This is a genomic window from Streptococcus loxodontisalivarius (assembly GCF_016908645.1).
Taxonomy (GTDB): domain Bacteria; phylum Bacillota; class Bacilli; order Lactobacillales; family Streptococcaceae; genus Streptococcus; species Streptococcus loxodontisalivarius.
In genome coordinates, this window is record NZ_JAFBEH010000002.1 from 84,658 (window position 1) to 105,187 (window position 20,530).

25 protein-coding genes are annotated in these 20,530 nt (G+C 39.1%); 22 read left to right on the plus strand and 3 right to left on the minus strand.

Features of this window, described 5'->3' with window-relative positions; translation table 11 throughout:
- Positions 1-103 precede the first annotated feature (103 nt).
- From mutL to JOC28_RS01165, 4 genes are all read left to right on the plus strand, one after another.
- Entirely contained in the window at positions 104-2,071 is a 1,968-nt protein-coding gene (mutL, locus tag JOC28_RS01150) for a DNA mismatch repair endonuclease MutL (protein WP_205008808.1), read from the plus strand.
- Positions 2,072-2,170: 99 nt separating this feature from the next.
- Positions 2,171-2,623 carry a helix-turn-helix transcriptional regulator gene (locus JOC28_RS01155; protein ID WP_205008809.1) on the plus strand — a complete coding sequence of 151 codons (453 nt, stop codon included), beginning with the start codon at positions 2,171-2,173 and terminating at the stop codon, positions 2,621-2,623.
- A 426-nt stretch (positions 2,624-3,049) separates the two neighbouring features.
- Positions 3,050-3,640 (plus strand): Holliday junction branch migration protein RuvA, encoded by a 591-nt coding sequence (ruvA, locus tag JOC28_RS01160; protein WP_205008810.1) that lies wholly within the window; start codon positions 3,050-3,052, stop codon positions 3,638-3,640.
- A gap of 10 nt (positions 3,641-3,650) precedes the next feature.
- On the plus strand, positions 3,651-4,202 hold the full coding sequence (locus JOC28_RS01165) for a DNA-3-methyladenine glycosylase I (RefSeq protein ID WP_205008811.1): 552 nt from the start codon (positions 3,651-3,653) through the stop codon (positions 4,200-4,202).
- Positions 4,203-4,222: 20 nt separating this feature from the next.
- Here JOC28_RS01165 and JOC28_RS01170 read toward each other — a convergent pair whose 3' ends face one another.
- A complete protein-coding gene (locus tag JOC28_RS01170) occupies positions 4,223-5,071 on the minus strand; it encodes a helix-turn-helix domain-containing protein (protein ID WP_205008812.1) in 849 nt (282 codons plus the stop codon).
- A gap of 242 nt (positions 5,072-5,313) precedes the next feature.
- Between JOC28_RS01170 and JOC28_RS01175 the strand changes: the two genes are divergently transcribed.
- From JOC28_RS01175 to nrdG, 16 genes are all read left to right on the plus strand, one after another.
- Complete coding sequence (locus tag JOC28_RS01175) at positions 5,314-5,595, plus strand: hypothetical protein (protein ID WP_239548718.1); 282 nt, start codon at positions 5,314-5,316, stop codon at positions 5,593-5,595.
- Between the two features lie 33 nt (positions 5,596-5,628).
- A complete protein-coding gene (locus JOC28_RS01180; protein ID WP_205008813.1) occupies positions 5,629-6,759 on the plus strand; it encodes an ABC-2 family transporter permease in 1,131 nt (376 codons plus the stop codon).
- Positions 6,759-7,367: an ATP-binding cassette domain-containing protein gene (locus tag JOC28_RS01185; RefSeq protein WP_205008814.1), complete on the plus strand. Its 609-nt coding sequence runs from the start codon at positions 6,759-6,761 to the stop codon at positions 7,365-7,367. The genes JOC28_RS01180 and JOC28_RS01185 overlap by 1 nt, the downstream gene beginning before the upstream one ends.
- A gap of 84 nt (positions 7,368-7,451) precedes the next feature.
- Complete coding sequence (locus JOC28_RS01190) at positions 7,452-8,723, plus strand: competence/damage-inducible protein A (RefSeq protein ID WP_205008815.1); 1,272 nt, start codon at positions 7,452-7,454, stop codon at positions 8,721-8,723.
- A 36-nt stretch (positions 8,724-8,759) separates the two neighbouring features.
- Positions 8,760-9,902: a recombinase RecA gene (recA, locus tag JOC28_RS01195; RefSeq protein ID WP_205008816.1), complete on the plus strand. Its 1,143-nt coding sequence runs from the start codon at positions 8,760-8,762 to the stop codon at positions 9,900-9,902.
- Positions 9,903-10,050: 148 nt separating this feature from the next.
- The gene (spx, locus tag JOC28_RS01200; protein WP_205008817.1) at positions 10,051-10,449 is read left to right on the plus strand and encodes a transcriptional regulator Spx; all 399 of its coding nucleotides are present in this window, start codon (positions 10,051-10,053) and stop codon (positions 10,447-10,449) included.
- Positions 10,450-10,591: 142 nt separating this feature from the next.
- Complete coding sequence (locus JOC28_RS01205; RefSeq protein WP_205008818.1) at positions 10,592-10,861, plus strand: IreB family regulatory phosphoprotein; 270 nt, start codon at positions 10,592-10,594, stop codon at positions 10,859-10,861.
- Positions 10,858-11,277 (plus strand): Holliday junction resolvase RuvX, encoded by a 420-nt coding sequence (gene ruvX, locus JOC28_RS01210; RefSeq protein ID WP_205008819.1) that lies wholly within the window; start codon positions 10,858-10,860, stop codon positions 11,275-11,277. Before JOC28_RS01205 ends, ruvX begins: the two co-directional genes overlap by 4 nt.
- Before the next feature lie 46 nt (positions 11,278-11,323).
- Positions 11,324-11,629 (plus strand): DUF1292 domain-containing protein, encoded by a 306-nt coding sequence (locus JOC28_RS01215; RefSeq protein WP_205008820.1) that lies wholly within the window; start codon positions 11,324-11,326, stop codon positions 11,627-11,629.
- 66 nt (positions 11,630-11,695) lie between these two features.
- The gene (locus tag JOC28_RS10795; RefSeq protein WP_275582116.1) at positions 11,696-11,824 is read left to right on the plus strand and encodes a hypothetical protein; all 129 of its coding nucleotides are present in this window, start codon (positions 11,696-11,698) and stop codon (positions 11,822-11,824) included.
- A 51-nt stretch (positions 11,825-11,875) separates the two neighbouring features.
- Positions 11,876-13,468, plus strand: coding sequence for a glycosyltransferase family protein (locus tag JOC28_RS01220; RefSeq protein ID WP_465270017.1), 1,593 nt, complete (start codon positions 11,876-11,878; stop codon positions 13,466-13,468).
- Positions 13,469-13,561: 93 nt separating this feature from the next.
- Positions 13,562-15,763 carry an anaerobic ribonucleoside-triphosphate reductase gene (gene nrdD / locus JOC28_RS01225; protein ID WP_205008822.1) on the plus strand — a complete coding sequence of 734 codons (2,202 nt, stop codon included), beginning with the start codon at positions 13,562-13,564 and terminating at the stop codon, positions 15,761-15,763.
- A gap of 21 nt (positions 15,764-15,784) precedes the next feature.
- Positions 15,785-16,054 (plus strand): IreB family regulatory phosphoprotein, encoded by a 270-nt coding sequence (locus JOC28_RS01230; protein ID WP_205008823.1) that lies wholly within the window; start codon positions 15,785-15,787, stop codon positions 16,052-16,054.
- A complete protein-coding gene (locus tag JOC28_RS10800; protein ID WP_275582117.1) occupies positions 16,036-16,167 on the plus strand; it encodes a hypothetical protein in 132 nt (43 codons plus the stop codon). The genes JOC28_RS01230 and JOC28_RS10800 overlap by 19 nt, the downstream gene beginning before the upstream one ends.
- A gap of 100 nt (positions 16,168-16,267) precedes the next feature.
- Positions 16,268-16,801: a GNAT family N-acetyltransferase gene (locus JOC28_RS01235; protein WP_205008824.1), complete on the plus strand. Its 534-nt coding sequence runs from the start codon at positions 16,268-16,270 to the stop codon at positions 16,799-16,801.
- Positions 16,767-17,366: an anaerobic ribonucleoside-triphosphate reductase activating protein gene (gene nrdG / locus JOC28_RS01240; protein WP_205008825.1), complete on the plus strand. Its 600-nt coding sequence runs from the start codon at positions 16,767-16,769 to the stop codon at positions 17,364-17,366. The genes JOC28_RS01235 and nrdG overlap by 35 nt, the downstream gene beginning before the upstream one ends.
- A gap of 168 nt (positions 17,367-17,534) precedes the next feature.
- Here the strand turns inward: nrdG and yaaA are convergent, their stop codons facing one another.
- Both yaaA and JOC28_RS01250 read right to left on the minus strand, forming a co-directional pair.
- Complete coding sequence (gene yaaA, locus JOC28_RS01245) at positions 17,535-18,260, minus strand: peroxide stress protein YaaA (RefSeq protein ID WP_205008826.1); 726 nt, start codon at positions 18,258-18,260, stop codon at positions 17,535-17,537.
- Between the two features lie 31 nt (positions 18,261-18,291).
- Entirely contained in the window at positions 18,292-18,858 is a 567-nt protein-coding gene (locus JOC28_RS01250) for a macro domain-containing protein (RefSeq protein ID WP_239548745.1), read from the minus strand.
- A gap of 78 nt (positions 18,859-18,936) precedes the next feature.
- Here JOC28_RS01250 and JOC28_RS01255 point away from each other — a divergent pair, with 78 nt between their 5' ends.
- Complete coding sequence (locus JOC28_RS01255) at positions 18,937-19,263, plus strand: winged helix-turn-helix transcriptional regulator (RefSeq protein ID WP_205008832.1); 327 nt, start codon at positions 18,937-18,939, stop codon at positions 19,261-19,263.
- A gap of 206 nt (positions 19,264-19,469) precedes the next feature.
- Positions 19,470-20,530: collagen binding domain-containing protein (locus tag JOC28_RS01260; RefSeq protein ID WP_239548753.1), on the plus strand; the 1,061-nt coding region annotated here is incomplete at its 3' end.

Below are 20,530 nucleotides of genomic sequence, written 5' to 3' on the forward strand. Positions count from 1 at the left end.
TTAAGGAAAGTATCGAAAAAAGACTTTGTCTTCAACCAGAGGCTGAGATTTCTCAGCCTTTTTGCTTTGTGCTATAATGAAGAGAAGTAAAGCGAGGAAAATTATGTCAAAAATCATTGAATTACCTGAGGTTTTGGCCAACCAAATCGCAGCTGGTGAGGTTGTTGAACGTCCTGCCAGTGTGGTTAAAGAGTTGGTTGAAAATGCCATCGATGCCGGTGCTAGTCAAATCACAGTTGAAATTGAGGAATCAGGTCTCAAATCTATTCAAATTATTGATAATGGAGAAGGGATGGCTATGGCAGATGTCGCTATGAGTCTGCGCCGCCATGCCACCAGTAAAATTAAGAATCAGGGAGATCTTTTCCGTATCAGAACTCTTGGTTTTCGTGGCGAAGCTCTTCCGTCAATCGCCTCAATCAGTCACTTAACCATTAAGACAGCGACAGCTGGTGAGGAGCATGGGACCCTCTTGATTTCCAAGGGAGGAGTCATCGAGAGTGAGGAACCCATTTCAACGCCAGTGGGTACCAAGATTACTGTTGAGGATCTCTTTTATAATACTCCTGCCCGTCTCAAGTACATGAAGAGTTTGCAGGCGGAGCTTGGTCACATTATGGATGTGATTAACCGTCAGAGTCTAGCCCATCCTGAGATTGCCTTTAGTTTGATTTCAGATGGTAAGGAGATGACCAAGACGGCAGGGACTGGTGATCTGCGTCAGGCTATTTCTGGCATCTACGGACTCAATACAGCTAAAAAGATGGTGGAGATTTCAAACAGCGATTTAGATTTTGAAATTTCAGGTTATGTCAGTCTTCCAGAGTTGACACGTGCCAACCGCAATTACATTACCATTCTGATTAACGGTCGCTACATCAAGAATTTTTTGATCAATCGTGCCATTTTAGACGGCTACGGTTCTAAGCTCATGGTGGGACGTTTTCCGATTGCGGTGATTGATATTCAGATTGATCCTTACTTGGCTGATGTCAATGTTCACCCGACTAAGCAGGAAGTTCGTATTTCAAAAGAAGCAGAGCTCATGAAGCTGATTAGCGCTGCCATTGCTGAAAGCCTAAGAGAGCAAGATTTGATTCCAGATGCTCTGGAAAATTTGGCGAAATCAAGCACACGAGGTCAGGCTAAACCAGTACAAACCAGTCTTCCTCTCAAACAGAGCAATCTTTATTTTGATAGTCAGCGTAATGACTTCTTCCTCAAAGAGGAAAAACCAGCCCAGATTGAAGAAAGTCCAGTTCTCTTTGAGAGTAAGGAAGAAGTTAAAAACACTGTAAAAGAAGTTGACAACTCTGTCAACAAATCATCCAATATCCATTTTGCGCAACGCCAGGATATAACAGAAGAAACTAGTGAACATGATAGTCTTGATTTTAAAAACAAGGCTAAGATGGCTAAGTTGATTGACAATCTTGAAAATGAAGAAACCTCAACCTTTCCTGAGTTGGATTTCTTCGGTCAGATGCACGGCACTTATCTTTTTGCTCAAGGGCAGGGCGGTCTCTACATCATTGATCAGCATGCTGCTCAGGAACGTGTTAAATACGAATACTATCGTGATAAAATCGGTGATGTTGACGATAGTTTACAGCAGTTGCTAGTACCCTATCTCTTTGAATTTTCAGCGGATGATTACCTCAATTTGCAGGAAAAAATGACACTACTCAATCAAGTCGGTATCAACTTAGAACCATACGGAAACAATACTTTTATTCTAAGAGAGCATCCTATCTGGATGAAGGAAGAAGAAATTGAATCTGGTGTCTATGAGATGTGTGACATGCTGCTCTTGACCAACGATGTCTCTATCAAGAAATACAGAGCGGAGCTTGCTATCATGATGAGCTGTAAACGTTCTATCAAGGCAAATCATAGTTTGGACGACTACTCAGCACGTCATTTGCTAGTGCAGTTGGCACAATGTAAAAATCCTTACAATTGTCCGCACGGTCGCCCAGTTCTTGTCAATTTTACTAAGGCTGACATGGAGAAAATGTTCAGACGTATTCAGGAGAACCATACGAGCCTCAGAGAATTAGGTAAGTATTAAAGCTAGTATCTCTGTCACTAAGAATAGTCAAATGCAAGCAATGCTTTCTTTACAGCTCTGTCAACTCCTCCTATACTGAAAATATAGAAAGGAAAGAAGATGAACTTTAGCCAACAAATCAAATCATTGAGAGCTAAACATAAGATGACGCAGCAGGAAATGGCTGATCGTTTAGGTATCTCTCGTCAGGCTATTTCCAATTGGGAAAACGACCGCAATCTACCTGACATTGAAATGCTGATTAGTCTTTCTAGAACATTTGATATCAGTTTGGATGAACTGATTTTGGGGGAAAGTAATATGACAAACATGACTAGAAAATTGATTGATGATACAAGCAAGACTCGCCGCACGGCTATGAACTTAAGGATTTTAAAGATTGCTATTGCTCTGATTGCCTTTGGTTTTATCTGCTTTTTAGCGGCAGTCTTGGGACAACCAAGTTGGGAAAACCTACTAGCAGATGCTTCACGTATTTCATTTTTAGGAGGCTTGATAAGCTTTGTTATTCTCGGTGCTAAAAATATCCTAGAGCTTTTTAAAGCTAAATAGTCTGTATCCACCCTTCAGGGTGGATTCTGATTGAAGACAAAGTCTTTTTCCGATACTTTCCTTAAGTGATGTCGGACGTTAGGTGACATTATCCAGTGGATGATGTCAGGAAACCAGGGAATTCTTTTTGAGCCTCTTCGCTTTCCAGTTTCAAGGCTCAGACCTGAAACAGTCCACTGGACTGTTTCACTCTCAAACATTCCGAGTATAAGAAATGCTTTTATATAGGCATTTCTTATACTTTCATCACGGCGGAAGTATCTTTTGGGTGCTCGCTAACGCTCGCATGAAATAGGAAGATTTATTTTAAACAAGCAGAGCTTTTGTATCCAATTCCGTTGAAAGTTAGGTTTGTCTACATTTTGTATCCACCCTTCAGGGTGGATTTTTGTTATAATTGATAGATACTATTATAGAGGAAGTTATATGTACGATTATATTAAGGGTCAATTGACCAAGATTACAGCCAAGTTTATCGTTGTTGAGGCAGGTGGCTTGGGGTATATTATCAATGTTGCCAATCCTTATTCCTTCTCAGACCAGGTTAATCAGGATGTTCAGATTTATCTGCATCAGGTGATTCGAGAAGATGCCCATCTTTTATTTGGGTTTCATAGTCAGGACGAAAAAGAGGTCTTTCTCAAGCTGATTTCGGTATCTGGTATCGGTCCCATGACAGCGCTAGCTATTGTCGCCGTGGATGATAATGAAGGACTTGTGGCAGCTATCGATAATAGTGATATCAAGTATCTGATGAAGTTTCCAAAGATAGGTAAGAAGACAGCCCAGCAGATGGTTCTTGACCTAGCTGGTAAGTTTGTTGATACGCCTGTGGAAAATGGCAAAGCGACTAAGGCTAAAGCCAGCACTAATGAAAACTTGGAAGAGGCTATGGAAGCTCTCTTGGCACTGGGCTATAAGGCAGCTGAGCTTAAGAAAATCAAAGCCTTCTTTGAAGGAACTAATGAAACAGCTGAACAATATATCAAGTCTAGCTTGAAGATGCTCATGAAATAGGAGGTTTCACGTGAAACGTTGCGGATGGGTACCAGTAGAAAATGACCTTTACAGGGACTACCATGATCAGGAGTGGGGCAAGCCTCTCCATGATGATCAGGCTCTCTTTGAACTCCTATGCCTAGAGTCCTATCAGTCAGGTCTTTCATGGTTGACTGTTTTGAAAAAACGCACTGCTTTTAGGCAGGTCTTCCATAGCTATCAGATAGATCGAGTTGCTGATTTTTCTGAAGAGGAGATGGCAGCTGCGCTAGAAAATCCGGCTATTATCAGACACCGCTTGAAATTAGAAGCAACTGTTAATAATGCCAAAGCTATTCAGCGTTTGCAGGCAGAAGTTGGCTCATTTTCAGACTATATCTGGTCCTTTGTTGACCATAAACCACTTGTCAATCAAGTGTCAACCTATCTTGACAGACCAAGTCAGACAGAGCTGTCTCAGAAGATTGCTAAAGACTTGAAGAAACGAGGCTTTAAATTTCTAGGACCAACAACCATTTACTCCTTTTTACAAGCAGCTGGTCTTATTAATGATCATGAAGATAGCTGTGCTTTTAAATAAACGAAACTACCACTGAATTTTCAGCGGTAGTTTTTGATTTCATATTCAAGTGTTTGAATCAAGGCTGTTTCCTCAGTCAATGTTAGAAGTGAAAGTCCTTTTTCAATTAAGTTATCATCACCTTTGCAAATACCGAGACGTACCTGGGCAAAACCAAGGGAGTCATATCGTTTAGTTTCTTTTGCTAAGTTTAGGAGTTCAAGTGTTACTTTCTCACACTCTGACTTGAAATTATTGTAAAGATAGAGTGTGGAACAATTTGTCAGTAGTTTATCCTTAATAGGTTTAATATCAGCAAAATCTTGGTATTTTACAAGCTGGTTTAACATATTATCTATGATGAGCCTAAGGTTTTCAAGTGGGAAATAGAACAAGATAGCATTAAGCAACTGGAAATCTCTATAGTACCAGTTATCTGCTTTTTCAAGATTTTCCCAAACCTTTTGAGCAGTTTGATTGAGAAGCTCATTGTGATTTTTGGGACCATTCTCTCTTAGTTGGATTACCAAGGTCAGTATATTATTGATAGATTCAATAGGAATATCATGAGTTGTTTCTAGGTACTGTGTACAGAGTTTTTGAAGTTCCTCTAACTCTGCTGTACCAGTGATAGATAGGTTTTTTGAAATCTGATTAAGAATTTCTTGTCGCTTACTTGGTTGATAGACATGGCAAATATAGTGAAATTCCTCAAGACTCATATTAATTTGATCGAGAAGAAAAATCATATTTTCAATACTAGGTATAGATTGGCAAGATTCAAATTTTGACAAGCTAGTTCTAGAGATTTGATTAGCACAAACTTCCGTTTGAGATAGACCTTTAGATAGTCGGATTTCCTTGTAGATTTTTCCAAAATCCCATCTCATCAAGATACCTCCTAATTTAAATGTGAATAAAGTTTACAAAACATAAAACGATATTGCTTATATGCTAATATTATAACAAATAAATACAAAGGAGGTATGAAAATAAAACTCAAAATATTTGCGAATCTTGTAGTTTTTACGGTAATAGTAATCATATTAAAATTAATGAATGAAGGAATATTTCCGTGGAAATTATGATGATATACTTTTATATTTGGTTTATTTTCTTAGGAGGTTTAAAAATGAAAAAAGTGATAAAATTTATTAAGCGAAATATATTATTGATAGCAATAGTCACTACTCTACTAGGAACTTTTGCATACAATACTGTTTCCTCAATTCAAGTAGCTACAGTTGTTAACACTAAATATGAAATTCATTTTGTTTATGGAGGACGTAAAACGACATATAGCTGGAGACAATTACAGTATCGTAACAGTTTTAGATACACAACTACTAGTGTCAGAAGGGATTATGGTATAAATCCAGGATATTTTTATACCTACTATTACACCACATACTAGTTTTACGGTTAGTTAAATAAGGAGAGTGGTGCCATGAGAATGTCTTACTTTGAATTGAAACGATTTATTAATAATCCTAAAAATAGAATCTGTTTTATCTTTATTATTCTTCTAATCTTTGGCTTGTCTTTGTTTCATCAATTAAATAATCAAAGCTCTGATAATGTAGTTTTAGATAATGTAAGAATGAATCTTCAGCAATCTCAACAAGAACTAGAAGTTTTAGAGCAAAAAGTAAAGGCGACCCCCTCAGATAGTGACTTATCCGAGAAACTAGAAGATGTAAAGACAGAAGTTGATATTATGTCTAAAGAAATCCTTGCTTTAGAAGATAATGCTCTAGATACTTTTATAGATTTAGAGCATGAGCTTGATTTGCATCGCTTACAATTGATTAGTCAAAAAGGCTCAGAAGAGTATCAGGAAATAAAAACAAGAATTGATTACTATGATGCTGTCAAAAGCTCAGGAGGATCTCCTAGTATATCGATTAATGATACAGAGGAATCCATTTTTACGACTTTTAGTTCAATGATATCATGGCTCTCCTCAACAACATTCTTTATTCTGTTTACTGTTCTTGTATCGGACCTAGTGAGCAGAGATTTAGAGAGTACTCAAGTCAGATTTTACCAACTTATGGGAGGTAAAAAGGTTAGTCAGTTACTTTCTAAACTATTGGTAGCCGTTTTTGTTACATTTTTTCTTACGATTCTATGTTTTCTAGTGTTATTGCTTATTAAAGGTTTTTTAACAGGATTTGGAATATGGAATTATCCTTATTTACTTATTGAGGGCACTATTGTTCCAATTTGGAAGATAGGAGTTAAGACGGTTTACATCTTTTTGATCAGCTTGATTTTTATGACCAGCTTAGGTCAACTATTATCTCTTATTTTGAAAAAGAGTATTCTTGTAATTGGATTGATCACAGTTATTTTGACCGGCTTTATGACCCTATCTATGGAGGAATGGTTTCAACCTTTTAAGGCATTCATCCCGATTGAGTACATGGGTTACGGTCAGATAGTTAATGACAGTAAATATCTTCCAGATAATCCAATAGTAATTGCAACTATTTATTTAGTCGGTTTGAGCATAGTATTTATGCTACTTTCTTGTTACCTTTATAAAAGATACACATATAGAAAGGTTGGGAAGTAATGAAAGGATTGAGGATTAAAAATATAACAAGTAGTACTTTTAATAAATTATCTTTTGACTTTCCTGCCACAGGATTGTATGGTTTAATTGGAAAAAATGGAGTAGGTAAGAGTACCCTATTTACGATTATCAACGGAGAAACTGAAATAAAGCAAAATGAAAAGTATTTATCTGTTGGAGGTGTAGCCTATATTCCCGATTTAAATATATTTGATAAGAACTTATCTGCGAATGACTATTTAAAATTATTATCTTCTTCAGAAAGAACTACATTTGAAAGCTCGCTAAAGCTAATGGGAGGTTCAGATTTTTTAAGCAGAAGAATCAGTAGCTATTCTTTAGGAATGAAGGAACTCTTTGCTTTACTATATCTATTATCTCTCCAGCGAGAAGTAGTTATTCTAGATGAATTAATTGATGGTTTAGATGAGCAGAAGAGATTTAAAGCTTACGATCTATTAAAGAAACATAGTCGTAATAAATTGATACTGCTTACTTCTCACAATTTATCGGAAGTATTTGAGAATTGCGATAGGGTCTATTTATTAAAAGAGAGCTCGTTAGTAGAAGTTGGCAGTCTGAGTGAGGCTCATTCAATAATAAATTAAAGAAAAAGCTTTCAACTTTTCGTAGTTGGAAGTTTTTTTGCTACAATAAGAGACGAAATACGAATAGTAAGGTAGGCGAGGAAAATGAAAGCTGAAATTATTGCAGTAGGAACTGAGATTCTGACAGGACAGATTGTGAACACCAATGCTCAATTTTTATCAGAAAAATTGGCTCAGTTAGGGATTGATGTTTATTTCCAGACAGCTGTTGGAGATAATGTGGATCGTTTGACAGAGGTGATTGATTTGGCATCACAGCGCTCAGACTTGATTATTCTGTGTGGTGGTTTGGGTCCGACTGAGGACGATTTAACCAAGCAGACGCTAGCAGCCTACCTTGGACGCCCTCTTATTTTTGATGAAGAGGCTAATCAAAAGCTAGACCGCTTTTTTGCCATGAGACCTGAGCACAGTCGCACGCCTAATAATGAACGTCAGGCGCAGCTGATTGAAGGCTCAATTCCATTGCAGAATATCACAGGTCTTGCTGTTGGTGGTCTTTTGGAGGCAAATGGTAGAAGTTATGTCGTTCTTCCTGGGCCTCCAAGTGAGCTTAAGCCCATGGTAAATGAAAACTTGGTACCACTTTTGTCTCAGGATAATGCCAAGCTATATTCACGTGTTCTGCGTTTCTTTGGTATCGGTGAGAGTCAGCTGGTGACGATTCTGGCAGATTATATTGAAGAACAGACAGATCCTACCATTGCTCCTTATGCTAAGACAGGTGAGGTGACGCTTCGCCTATCAACAAAGGCAGGAAGTCAGGAAGAGGCTGATGCTAAGCTAGATCGCTTAGAAGCTCAGCTATTGTCTGTTAAGACCTTGGATGGTCAACTGCTGGAAAATCTACACTATGGTTATGGGGATGAGAATAGTCTTGCTCAGGTTGTCTTCCAACTGCTAAAATCAAACGATAAGACAATCACAGCAGCAGAGAGTTTAACCGCAGGGCTATTTCAAGCTTCCTTGGCAGATTTTTCAGGCTCTTCACAGGTCTTTAATGGTGGTTTTGTCACCTATAGCATCGAAGAGAAATCAAAAATGTTGGGCATTCCCTTGGCAGACTTGCAAGAGCATGGTGTGGTAAGTAGCTTTACTGCACAAAAGATGGCAGAGGGAGCTCGTTTGAAGACAGGTGCAGATATCGGTGTTTCTCTGACAGGTGTGGCTGGTCCTGGTGAATTGGAAGGTCATCCTGCTGGAACAGTTTTCATTGGACTTGCGACTGAGGAAGAGGTGACTTCGATAGAGGTTCTTATCGGAGGTCGTAGCCGCTCAGATGTTCGTTATATCAGTTGCTTACATGCTTTCAACTTAGTACGCAAAACTTTATTAAAGGGTAAACATTTGCTATAATAAGTGGGATGTATCTCTAACTAGAAAGGGAGAAAAATGGCAAAAAAAACAAAGAAAACAGAAGAAATTTCTAAAAAATTTGGTGATGAGCGCCGTAAGGCTCTCGATGACGCTCTTAAAAATATTGAAAAGGACTTTGGTAAAGGTGCCGTTATGCGTCTTGGCGAACGTGCAGAGCAAAAAGTTCAAGTCATGAGTTCAGGCTCTCTAGCACTTGATATTGCTCTTGGTGCGGGTGGTTATCCTAAAGGTCGTATTATCGAAATCTACGGACCAGAGTCATCAGGTAAGACAACAGTTGCCCTCCATGCCGTAGCTCAAGCTCAAAAAGAAGGTGGGATTGCTGCCTTTATCGATGCTGAGCATGCTCTTGACCCAGCCTATGCTGCAGCTCTTGGTGTTAATATTGATGAGTTGCTCTTGTCACAACCTGACTCAGGTGAACAAGGTCTTGAAATTGCAGGGAAATTGATTGACTCAGGTGCGGTTGATTTGGTCGTTGTCGATTCAGTTGCTGCCCTTGTACCTCGTGCTGAAATTGATGGTGACATCGGTGATAGCCACGTTGGTTTGCAAGCTCGTATGATGAGTCAAGCCATGCGTAAACTTTCAGCCTCTATCAATAAAACTAAAACAATTGCTATCTTTATCAACCAGTTGCGTGAAAAAGTTGGGGTTATGTTTGGTAACCCTGAAACAACTCCTGGTGGACGTGCTCTTAAATTCTACGCCTCAGTTCGTCTAGATGTTCGTGGTAATACACAAATCAAGGGTACTGGTGATCAAAAGGATCAGAATGTCGGTAAGGAAACTAAGATTAAGGTTGTTAAAAACAAGGTAGCTCCGCCATTTAAAGAAGCCTTTGTGGAAATCATGTATGGTGAAGGTATCTCACGTACGGGTGAGCTAGTTAAAATTGCCACAGACCTTGATATCGTGCAAAAAGCAGGTGCTTGGTATTCTTACAATGGTGAGAAGATTGGTCAAGGTTCTGAAAATGCTAAGAAATTCTTGGCAGATAACCCAGCAATCTTTGAAGAAATCGATCACAAGGTACGTGTGAAATTTGGTTTGATTGAAGCTGATGAAGAGACTGAAGAAGTTTCAGCTGAAGAAATTATCGAAACAAGCGATGACTTGGTTCTCGATCTTGATAATGGAATCGAAATCGAAGAATAAGCTCTCTTTAACCAAGACAAATGGTCAAAAAGAGTTATTTTTGATAAAAAGTCAACTAAAAAACGTAAAATAGGTCCAAAGACCTATTTTTTCATGGACCATATCGTGTTATACTATAACTATCATGGGATAGAAAGTGAGAATGAACATGATTAAGATTTATACGATTTCAAGTTGTACGAGCTGTAAAAAAGCGAAAACTTGGCTAAATGCTCATCAACTCCCTTACAAAGAACAGAATCTAGCAAAAGAACCTTTAACAAAAGAAGAAATTTTAGCAATTTTATCAAAAACAGAGAATGGTATCGAAAGTATTGTCTCTTCAAAAAATCGTTACGCTAAAGCTCTCAACTGTGACATTGAAGAGTTGAGCTTGAGTGAGATGATTGATTTGATTCAGGACAATCCCCGTATTCTTAAGAGTCCAATTTTGATCGATGACAAACGTCTCCAGGTTGGTTACAAAGAAGATGATATTCGTGCCTTCTTGCCACGCTCAATTCGTAGCGTTGAAAATACTGAGGCTCGTCTTCGCGCAGCCTTGTAATTTCTAAATGATAGGAGTCAGACCAGAAGTCTGATTCCTTATTTTTATGCCTAGGTGAACCTCTTTAATTTGTGGAAAAATAGGATTTCTGATATAATATTGTGATAGTAAATCATGATTTTAGTAGAAAGAAGGTGTAAGCATGGGATTTACAGATGAAACAGTAAGGTTCAACCTTGATGACAGTAATAAACAAGAGATTAGTGATACATTGACTAATGTCTATCATTCTCTTGATGAAAAAGGCTATAACCCAATCAATCAAATCGTAGGCTACGTGTTAAGTGGTGACCCTGCTTATGTGCCTCGTTACAATGATGCGCGTAACCAAATTCGCAAATATGAACGCGACGAGATTGTTGAAGAACTCGTCCGTTACTACCTACAAGGAAATGGAATTGACGTCAAATGAGAGTAATGGGATTAGATGTCGGTTCAAAAACCGTAGGTGTTGCAATCAGTGACCCGCTTGGTTTCACAGCACAGGGTGTTGAGATTATCAAGATTAACGAGGAAGCTGAAGAATTTGGTTTTGAGCGTTTGGCTGAGCTGGTTAAGGAGTACAAGGTTGACAAGTTTGTCCTTGGACTTCCTAAGAATATGAATAATACAGAAGGTCCTCGTGTTGAGGCAAGCAAGGCTTATGGTGATAAGATTGCAGAACTCTTCGGACTTCCTGTTGATTATCAGGATGAGCGTTTGACGACTGTTCAAGCAGAGCGTATGTTGGTTGAGCAGGCAGATGTCAGCCGTGGTAAGCGTAAAAAGGTTATCGACAAGTTGGCTGCGCAGCTTATTTTACAAAACTATCTAGATAGAATGTTTTAAGAAAAATCACTTACACTAGTGATAAACGATATTAAGGAGACATAAAATGGCACACAATCACGAACACGATCACGAAGCAGAAGTTATTACATTGGTAGACGAGCAAGGAAATGAAACACTTTTCGAAATCCTTTTGACTATCGATGGTAAAGAAGAATTTGGTAAAAACTATGTTCTTTTGGTACCAGCAGGTGCTCAAGAAGATGACAATGGTGAAATCGAAATTCAAGCCTACTCATTTACTGAAAATGAAGATGGTACAGAAGGCGACCTTCAACCAATCCCTGAAGATTCAGATGTTGAATGGGATATGATCGAAGAAGTCTTCAACAGCTTCCTTGACGAAGAATAAGAAATAATCAACCTGGGTTTTATCAGGTTGATTTTTTTTCGAATTATTCATAAGAGGAGGTATCTTATGAATAAAAAAACGAAGCTCTCTAATAAGGAAGCAGAGGCTCTTCAAGTTTATCAGAGCAAGAAGCTCCATCATTTTAGGGAAATTTTGGCTTATTGTGCTATCCTTGAAAAATTGACTAAACTGTAGTTTTTGATATACTGGAAGTAATATAATTCAAGGAGTATTGAAGTGAACGATATGACATCAGATTTTTCAACTGATACACAGCAGACGAGTTACAGCCGTTCTCAAAAGGTGACTGCAACTAAGCCAGAACAGACAGAAGGTAAACCGGAGCGTCCTCTTGTTAAAACACCTAAGGCTAAGGGCTGGCACCGTCTTCTGATTGTAATTCTCAGCCTGCTTGTGACAGGTCTGTCAGTTGCTGTACCTGCTTTTTCAGATTTTGCAAATAGCGTACAGTCTCAGCACCTTTACACAGGATTGATGTTTTCTAGAGGACAACTTCCTTATACAGATATTTTTGCGACGGGTGGTTTCCTTTACTATGCCTTGATTGCTTTGAGTTACCATATGAAGTCAACAGCTTGGCTGCTCATTGTGGAATTTTTAGCTTTCTATATTTCAGGGATTTATCTCTATCGTATCGTTGCTTACTTTACAAATAAGGCTCAATTCGCTTCTGGTGCTAGTGTTATCTTCTATCTGGCTAATCTTTCGCTTGGTTTTGGTGGAATGTATCCTATTCAGTTTGCTATGCCATTCGTTTTGATTGCCCTTTGGTTTTTGGTTAAGTATTTTGCTGAGAAGACAACGGATGAAGCCTTTATTCTCTATGGTTTCACAGGTGCTCTAGCTATCCTGTTTGATGCTCGTACCTTGATTTTCTGGATTGTTTCATTTTTGGCAATTATTATCTACAATATTGGACAAAAACATTTTATGAGAGGATTTTATCAGGTTCTCTGTCTTGTTTTTGGTTCCATTTTAGTAATCTACTTTACAGGCTATTTTGTCTTCAATCTACAGATGACATCTGATTATTTGGCAGATACCCTAACCTACTATTTGACGAATCTGCCTTTGATGCGAGATAATATCTATCTTTCAATTGCCTTTCAGATTGCTCTCTTCCTTTGTTCTGGGCTGCTTGTCGGCTTTGTTATGTACTTTAAGCATATCAGAAGTCAGGCAACAGATAAGTTGGTGAAAACAGTCATATTTGCAACAGCCTTGATTTATGCCTTGTATGCTATCTTCTCGCAGTCATTCAGTACCTACTTGTTGCTCTACCTCTTGCCATTTGCCCTCAGTCTTGTAGCCTTGGGAATCAACGATGACCATGATCTGTCATTGACACGTACCTCACATCGTCGTGTAAGACCAGTTGGACTCCAGACTAAGTTCCTTACATTTTTTGTGACTGCTAGCTTCTTCCTACCAGTTGCAGCCTTTGCTTATGGTATTGGTGCACCGCTGGTATCCTATGTTGCTAACCTTTCGGTAAATGCAGAGCGCAGCACTTTGGCTGACTATATTAGCAAGGAAAATAGCACATCTGGAACAATTTATGTTTGGGATAGCTCGGCTAAGATTTACATTCAGAGCAAATCACAATCTGCTTCAAAATTTGTTCTTCCAGTAAACGATACGGCAAATAGTAGCAATTATTCAGATTTGCAGGATCAATTGATTCAGGATTCAGCAAGTTATATCATCGTAAATAATGCGCAATCATTACCATCGTCTGTTAAAGATAATTTGAAAAATAATTATGAGACAGTCTCAGTGGATAATGTCTCTCACTTCACTGTTTATCAGAAAAAATAGATAAAATCAATATATTGTGGTAGAAAATAAATCATACCACAATATATTGATTTTTTTTTGACCTTGTACTATAATGGATGGCGAGGTGATGAAATGATTATACTTGAAAAGGAAACCGTAATTGCAAAACCGATGACTGTTATTAAGCGAGATGGACGTCGTGTTAGCTTTGACACAGAGAAGATTTACGATGCTCTCTTGAAGGCAGCTACTAAGGTAACTAGTCTCTCTCCAAGACTAGAAGTCAAACTTCAGGGAATCTGTGATCAGGTTGTTGCTGAAATTGTTCAACGTTTTGACAAGGATATCAAAATCTATGAAATTCAGAGCATTGTTGAGCATGAACTTCTGGAATCTGATGAGGTTGCCATTGCACAAGAATATATCAACTACCGCACTAAGCGTGACTTTGAACGCCATCAGGCGATGGATATCAATGTCACTATCGATAAATTAATTCATAAGGACCAGACAGTTGTCCATGAGAATGCCAACAAGGATAGCGATGTCTTTAATACTCAGCGTGACTTAACCGCAGGGATTGTCGGCAAATCAATTGGTCTAAAAATGCTTCCTTCTCATGTGGCAAATGCCCACCAAAAAGGTGATATTCACTATCATGATTTGGATTATAGTCCTTATACTCCAATGACCAACTGCTGTTTGATTGATTTCAAAGGCATGTTGGCCAATGGTTTCAAGATTGGGAATGCTGAGGTTGAGAGTCCAAAATCAATTCAGACAGCGACAGCTCAGATTTCTCAAATCATTGCTAATGTTGCTTCTAGCCAGTACGGTGGCTGTACGGCTGACCGTATCGATGAATTTTTGGCACCATACGCAGAGCTTAACTACAAGAAGCATTTGGCTGACGCAGAAAAATGGGTGGCAGCTGACAAGCGTGAAGACTATGCGCGTGAGAAGACTCAAAAAGACATCTATGATGCTATGCAGAGTCTTGAATACGAAATCAATACGCTTTTCACATCAAATGGTCAAACGCCATTTACATCGCTTGGTTTTGGTTTAGGAACCAATTGGTTTGAGCGTGAGATTCAGAAGGCTATTCTCAATATCCGCATCAAGGGATTGGGATCTGAGCACCGCACTGCTATTTTCCCAAAACTCATCTTCACAGTGAAGCGTGGGCTTAATCTTGAAGTGGGAACGCCTAACTATGATATCAAGCAACTAGCCTTGGAATGTGCGACGAAGCGTATGTATCCTGACATGCTGTCTTATGATAAGATTGTCGAGTTGACAGGTTCTTTCAAGGCACCTATGGGTTGTCGTTCATTCTTGCAAGGTTGGAAAGACGAAAATGGTGTCGAGGTTAACTCAGGTCGTATGAATCTGGGTGTCGTTACGGTTAATCTACCACGTATCGCCCTAGAGTCTAAGGGAGATCTTGATAAGTTCTGGTCACTCTTTGAAGAGCGTATGGGGATTGCTAAGGATGCTTTGACTTATCGTGTGGAGCGTGTCAAAGAAGCAACGCCAGCTAACGCACCTATCCTCTATCAGTATGGAGCTTTTGGTCAACGTCTTGGTAAGTTTGACAGTGTCGATGCTCTTTTTAAAAATCGCAGAGCGACCGTCTCACTTGGTTACATTGGTCTCTATGAAGTGGCTACTGTTTTCTACGGTGGTGACTGGGAATCAAATCCAGAAGCTAAAGCCTTCACGGTTGACATCGTTCGTCAGATGAAGGAGCTCTGTGCTGACTGGTCTGATGAGTACGACTACCATTTCTCAGTCTACTCAACGCCATCAGAAAGTTTGACAGATCGCTTCTGCCGTCTCGATACAGAGAAGTTTGGTATCGTAACCGATATCACTGATAAAGAGTACTACACCAATTCTTTCCACTATGATGTGCGTAAGAATCCAACACCATTTGAAAAGCTAGAGTTTGAAAGAGCCTATCCAGAAGCAGGGGCGACAGGTGGTTTCATTCACTACTGTGAGTACCCAGTTCTTCAGCAAAATCCTAAGGCTCTAGAGGCTGTTTGGGATTACGCCTATGACCGTGTTGGCTATCTAGGAACCAATACACCGATTGATCGTTGCTACAAATGTAATTTTGAAGGTGACTTCACCCCAACAGAGCGTGGTTTCATGTGTCCCAACTGTGGCAACACTGATCCCAAGACTGTTGATGTTGTTAAACGTACCTGTGGTTATCTAGGAAACCCGCAAGCTCGTCCAATGGTTAAAGGACGCCACAAGGAAATCGCTGCGCGTGTCAAACATATGAATGGATCAAGCATTAAGAATCCTGGACAAAGTGAATAGAAAAAGAGGAAGGAGAGGTTCATGACATCAGATAAAACCATGGTTTATTTCAATTCAGACAAGCAGGATTTAAAGGAAGATTTGACTTTGGTTTGGGATGCCATTGATGAACTGGGTTACAATTCAGTCAATCAATTAATCGGCTATCTGCTGAGTGGTGATCTGACCTTTATTCCTCATCATAAAAATGCAAGACAAGTCTTGAAAGACTATCAACCAGATGATATCCTAGAAGTGTTGGTAAAAAATTATCTACAGAAAGGAGACCATCAATGGGAAAATATCAATTAGACTATAAAGGTATGCAGCAAGTTGAACGTTTTCACGAGAAAAATTCAACAGGTAAAAATGACAAAAAAGCACGTGTACAGGAGCTTTTGAAAAAAGCAGGGAAGAAGAAATAAGCTTGAGAGATTCTTGATCTTTATTTTGAGCTGTGCTTATTTTTACAAAAAGAGAGAGCTGAGTATCTAACTCAGCTCTTTTACTATAAAGGAGGTTTGTATGCTTGTTTTAAGACGACCAGAAGCGACAGATGAGGCTGCTATTTTGGAGATGATGGCAGAGTTCATTGAAGCTGACTCAGCTCACGATGGTGGCTTTTGGCAGCCTGACCAGTTTCATTACGGGGATTGGTTAGAGGCTAATCAGCTGGCTGAGATGGGAATTGGGATTTCAGATGGATGGGTTCCGGCTATACAGTTTGTTGCTTTTGACAATGGCAGAGCTATCGGCTTTCTTAGTTTACGCTTAAGACTCAATGATCACTTGATCAATCACGGTGGTCATATCGGCTACTCTGTCAGACCTTCGGCGCGTGGGAATGGCTTTGCTAAGGAGATGTTGAAACAAGGTATCAGCGCAGCTATTTCCAAAAATATCCCCAAGATTTTACTTACCTGCCATGAGGAGAATGCGGCTAGTCGTGCTGTGATTTTGGCTAATGGTGGTGTCTTAGAGGATATTCGTGAGGGAACAGAGCGCTACTGGATAGGAGGAAATCATGAACAATCCAAAACCCCAGGAATGGAAGAGTGAGGAGCTCAGCCAAGGTCGGATTATTGACTATAAGGCCTTTAATTTTGTAGATGGTGAGGGAGTTCGTAACTCTCTTTATGTGGCTGGCTGTATGTTTCACTGCGAGGGCTGCTATAATGTGGCCACTTGGTCCTTTAATGCAGGAATTCCCTATACAGAAGAGCTGGAAGAACAAATTATGGAGGATTTAGCACAACCTTATGTGCAAGGGCTGACGCTGTTAGGAGGCGAGCCTTTCCTCAATACTGGTATTCTTCTTCCCTTGGTCAAACGTATTCGTAGAGAGCTTCCTGACAAGGATATCTGGTCATGGACAGGCTATACTTGGGAAGAGATGCTGCAAGAGACTGATGATAAGTTAGAATTGCTGAGCTTGATTGATATTTTGGTAGATGGACGTTTTGACCGTAGCAAAAAGAACCTCATGCTACAATTTCGAGGTTCTTCTAATCAACGTATCATCGATGTTCAAAAGTCTTTGGCAAGCGGACAAGTTGTCCTCTGGGATAAACTCAACGATGGCGATCAGGCATATGAACAAGTAAGCCGAGATGATTTGATATAGTGGATTGAATAAAGGTTAGGACGTCGTTAAGTCGCTTCGATGAACGTCAGTTCTATCTTCAGCTCCTTGCCTAGTCCTATTCCTTTCTCAATCCACTATATAAAACTTGAATAAGTAGACTAGAGTTTAGAAGAATGCTTGTCTAGAAGTAAAAAGGTTTGAGATTTCTCAAACCTTTTTTGTATAAACGAGTTGATGCTCTGTTGATAAGTCTGGTCGGAAGAGAAAGTCTGAGAAGGTCAGCTCTTTCAACTTATCCACAGACTGAACTTGCTCTTGGCAGGCAGCTGTTAAAAAGGCACCTCGAGCTTTTTTTGAAATGGTGGAATGTGTTTTGAGTTGGCCATCTTTTTCTTCCATGAATTTCACGGTAATGAACTGGTCTCGAATTTTTTTTGAGAAGACTTCTTCAAATTCGCTAGATAGTAGGGAAATAATCTGTCCCTTTTTCGAAACGAAATCATCGTAATCATGACGCCAGTAGGCCTTGAGACTTTGACCATCGACAGACATTTTGGTATGAAAATCGTGTCGATGCTCTGCTATTGGCCCATAGGCCGGAATAATACCATAGAGAGAAGAGGTGATAAAGACGCAATTCTTGAGATAGTCATTTTGACTATCGATAAGATTTTTATCGATATAGCGATACATGAGACCATTAAAAAGCTGGATAGCTGGGTAGGAAGGAGCTGTTCCAGATATGATATCTCTGATACGTGCTTCCTCTTTTTCAGCAGCAGCTTCTTTGATCTTATAGGCATTGGCTAGTTGAGAGAGGCTCATCTGGCTCATTTCTTGGATGATAGCAGAGCTTTTGTCGCTCATTTCATGTGAATAAGTCTCCTGAGGGACTTTCATTTCTTTAGCGGTTGGAATTAAAAATGTTAACATAGTTTCATTGTAAAAAAGAAAGTTTACTTGGTCAAGTAAGTAAACTTTGGTAGATGTCTAAATCTTGGTCCTTGAAAACATTGATGACTACGATAATATCGTGGTCTTTTTGAAAGTCTTCAATGGTTTTGAGGGCATTTTTTGCGGCTAGGTCGTTAGGAAAGTGAAATTCACCAGTGGATATGCAGGGAAAGGCAATGCTTTTTAGTCCTTTTTCCACAGCTAGCTCTAAAGATTGTTGATAAGAGGAAGTTAATTGCTTCATTTGAGCCAAACTTGGTTTATCCACAATAATTGGTCCAACTGTGTGGATAACATATTGAACTGGAAGATTCAAGGCTGGTGTGATTTTAGCTTGACCAGTTTCCTCATCATGTCCCTGATCTTCCATGATTTGCTGACAAGCCATTCGCAACTGGAAACCGGCCTGACTGTGGATAGCATTAACGATGGCATCAACTTTCAGACGGGTGATGTCCCCCTGCCAGAGATAGAGTTTATCACGAATTGGCTGCATGTCATTTAAACTTAGAGGATATTTTTCTTCTAGTTGCTCCTGCAGATAGGCATCCTGCTTTTCATAAAAAGCATCAGGCAAGTCTTGTGGTGTCAGGCTATTAAGGATAGCTCGGATATAGCTTTCTTCCTGACCTGCGATCTTGAGCTCTGGATCTAGATACCTGCCTGTCCAGTTGAAGTTACTCTGTCTCTCATTGGAGACAAGTGGAAAATATTGATTTTGAGAGATTTATTGCAAGGTACAATGCGTTTTGGTGAGTTGAGAAAATCTATTGGGAGCGTCAGCCAGAAGGTTTTAACCAGCCAGCTCCGCGATATGGAGGCGCAAGGCTTGGTAAATCGTAAGGTTTATGCCGAAGTGCCGCCCCGTGTTGAATATTCACTGACTGATACAGGAATGAGCTTGTCTCCAGTCATCGATGCCATGTGGGACTGGGGAACTGTTTATAAGGAACAGTGTGATTCTTCTATAATAAATTCATAAATTTCCGAAAAATTTTTATGCATATAAGGCAAAACTCTTTGTTTTAAATATAAAAAACAAGGTGTTTTTTTATGTTTAAAATACATATTATTGAAATATACAAATATGTTTGTCTTTTATAATATATTGACAAATATGATAAAACAGGAGTATAATCGGGTTTGGTAAAGTTTTATTTGCTAATAATTAAGGGAGTTAACTGAAAAATGAAAAAATTATTTTATTTTTTGACGGTGTTTTTATTTAGCTTTTTTGCAATTTCAAACACAGTAAAGGCTGATGATGTTAGTAGTAATATTTCATCACTGACAGTCTCGCCTAGTAATGTAAGTGATGGTGGGAAGACAACTGTACGATTTACATTTGATGAGCATGCACAAAAGATAAAATCAGGTGATACCATTAATGTTACTTGGCAAAATTCTGGGACAGTTTATGGATCAGGTTTTAGCAAGCAAATTAGTTTAGAGATTCAAGGAAAACATGTAGGTGATATGGTTATCACTGATGGAGAAGCTCGTGTAACTTTTAATGATAACATTGAAGGTTTACAAAATATTACTGGTTGGGGAGAATTTGAAATTCAGGCTCGAAATTTAACGGATACAACTGAGGAGCATACGGGAACTTTTGTAATTAATGGTGGAGGGCAATCCACTACAGTGAGTGTTACTAAGGGAAAATCAGGGACAAGTAGTGTTTTCTACTATAAAACTGGTGATATGTTAACAACTGATACAGATCATGTTCGTTGGTTTTTAAATATTAATAACGATAAGGTATATGTATCAGATGTTGTTCGTATTGAAGACGAGATTCAATCAGGTCAGACACTGGATATGAGTAGCTTCTATATTACAGTTACAGGTCAGAGAAACGAAAATTATTATGGAGATGATGCCTTAACAAAATTCTCAAATGATTTTCCAGGTTCAGTGATCTATGCGGATGCAACAACTGGAAAGATTAGTGTTTATATACCTCAACAATGGGTATCGCTTAATAGTATTAGTATTATGTATTTGACAAAAGTGGAGAATCCAAATCAAAAAACTTTTGAAAATAATAGTAAGGCATGGTACCAAGAGTACAATAAAGAAGCTGTAAATGGTAAAGACTTTAATTTTTCTGTAGCGAATGTACGTGCAGATGGCGGTGCTGACGGAAATCGTACAACGACGACAGAAAGTACAACTGAGTCAACAACAACGACAACAGAAAGTACGACTGAGCCAACAACAACGACAACAGAAAGTACAACTGAGTC

Excerpts from the sequence above, each read along its gene's own strand:
- yaaA (WP_205008826.1), bottom strand. The coding sequence starts at position 18,260 with ATGTTAACATTTTTAATTCCAACCGCTAAAGAAATGAAAGTCCCTCAG.
- JOC28_RS01205 (WP_205008818.1), top strand. The coding sequence starts at position 10,592 with ATGGGATTTACAGATGAAACAGTAAGGTTCAACCTTGATGACAGTAAT.
- JOC28_RS01215 (WP_205008820.1), top strand. The coding sequence starts at position 11,324 with ATGGCACACAATCACGAACACGATCACGAAGCAGAAGTTATTACATTG.
- mutL (WP_205008808.1), top strand. The coding sequence starts at position 104 with ATGTCAAAAATCATTGAATTACCTGAGGTTTTGGCCAACCAAATCGCA.
- ruvA (WP_205008810.1), top strand. The coding sequence starts at position 3,050 with ATGTACGATTATATTAAGGGTCAATTGACCAAGATTACAGCCAAGTTT.
- JOC28_RS01185 (WP_205008814.1), top strand. The coding sequence starts at position 6,759 with ATGAAAGGATTGAGGATTAAAAATATAACAAGTAGTACTTTTAATAAA.
- JOC28_RS01180 (WP_205008813.1), top strand. The coding sequence starts at position 5,629 with ATGAGAATGTCTTACTTTGAATTGAAACGATTTATTAATAATCCTAAA.
- JOC28_RS01190 (WP_205008815.1), top strand. The coding sequence starts at position 7,452 with ATGAAAGCTGAAATTATTGCAGTAGGAACTGAGATTCTGACAGGACAG.
- nrdD (WP_205008822.1), top strand. The coding sequence starts at position 13,562 with ATGATTATACTTGAAAAGGAAACCGTAATTGCAAAACCGATGACTGTT.
- JOC28_RS10800 (WP_275582117.1), top strand. The coding sequence starts at position 16,036 with ATGGGAAAATATCAATTAGACTATAAAGGTATGCAGCAAGTTGAACGT.
- nrdG (WP_205008825.1), top strand. The coding sequence starts at position 16,767 with ATGAACAATCCAAAACCCCAGGAATGGAAGAGTGAGGAGCTCAGCCAA.
- JOC28_RS01155 (WP_205008809.1), top strand. The coding sequence starts at position 2,171 with ATGAACTTTAGCCAACAAATCAAATCATTGAGAGCTAAACATAAGATG.
- JOC28_RS01175 (WP_239548718.1), top strand. The coding sequence starts at position 5,314 with ATGAAAAAAGTGATAAAATTTATTAAGCGAAATATATTATTGATAGCA.
- JOC28_RS01220 (WP_465270017.1), top strand. The coding sequence starts at position 11,876 with ATGACATCAGATTTTTCAACTGATACACAGCAGACGAGTTACAGCCGT.
- spx (WP_205008817.1), top strand. The coding sequence starts at position 10,051 with ATGATTAAGATTTATACGATTTCAAGTTGTACGAGCTGTAAAAAAGCG.
- JOC28_RS01235 (WP_205008824.1), top strand. The coding sequence starts at position 16,268 with ATGCTTGTTTTAAGACGACCAGAAGCGACAGATGAGGCTGCTATTTTG.
- recA (WP_205008816.1), top strand. The coding sequence starts at position 8,760 with ATGGCAAAAAAAACAAAGAAAACAGAAGAAATTTCTAAAAAATTTGGT.
- JOC28_RS01230 (WP_205008823.1), top strand. The coding sequence starts at position 15,785 with ATGACATCAGATAAAACCATGGTTTATTTCAATTCAGACAAGCAGGAT.
- JOC28_RS01170 (WP_205008812.1), bottom strand. The coding sequence starts at position 5,071 with ATGAGATGGGATTTTGGAAAAATCTACAAGGAAATCCGACTATCTAAA.
- JOC28_RS10795 (WP_275582116.1), top strand. The coding sequence starts at position 11,696 with ATGAATAAAAAAACGAAGCTCTCTAATAAGGAAGCAGAGGCTCTTCAA.
- ruvX (WP_205008819.1), top strand. The coding sequence starts at position 10,858 with ATGAGAGTAATGGGATTAGATGTCGGTTCAAAAACCGTAGGTGTTGCA.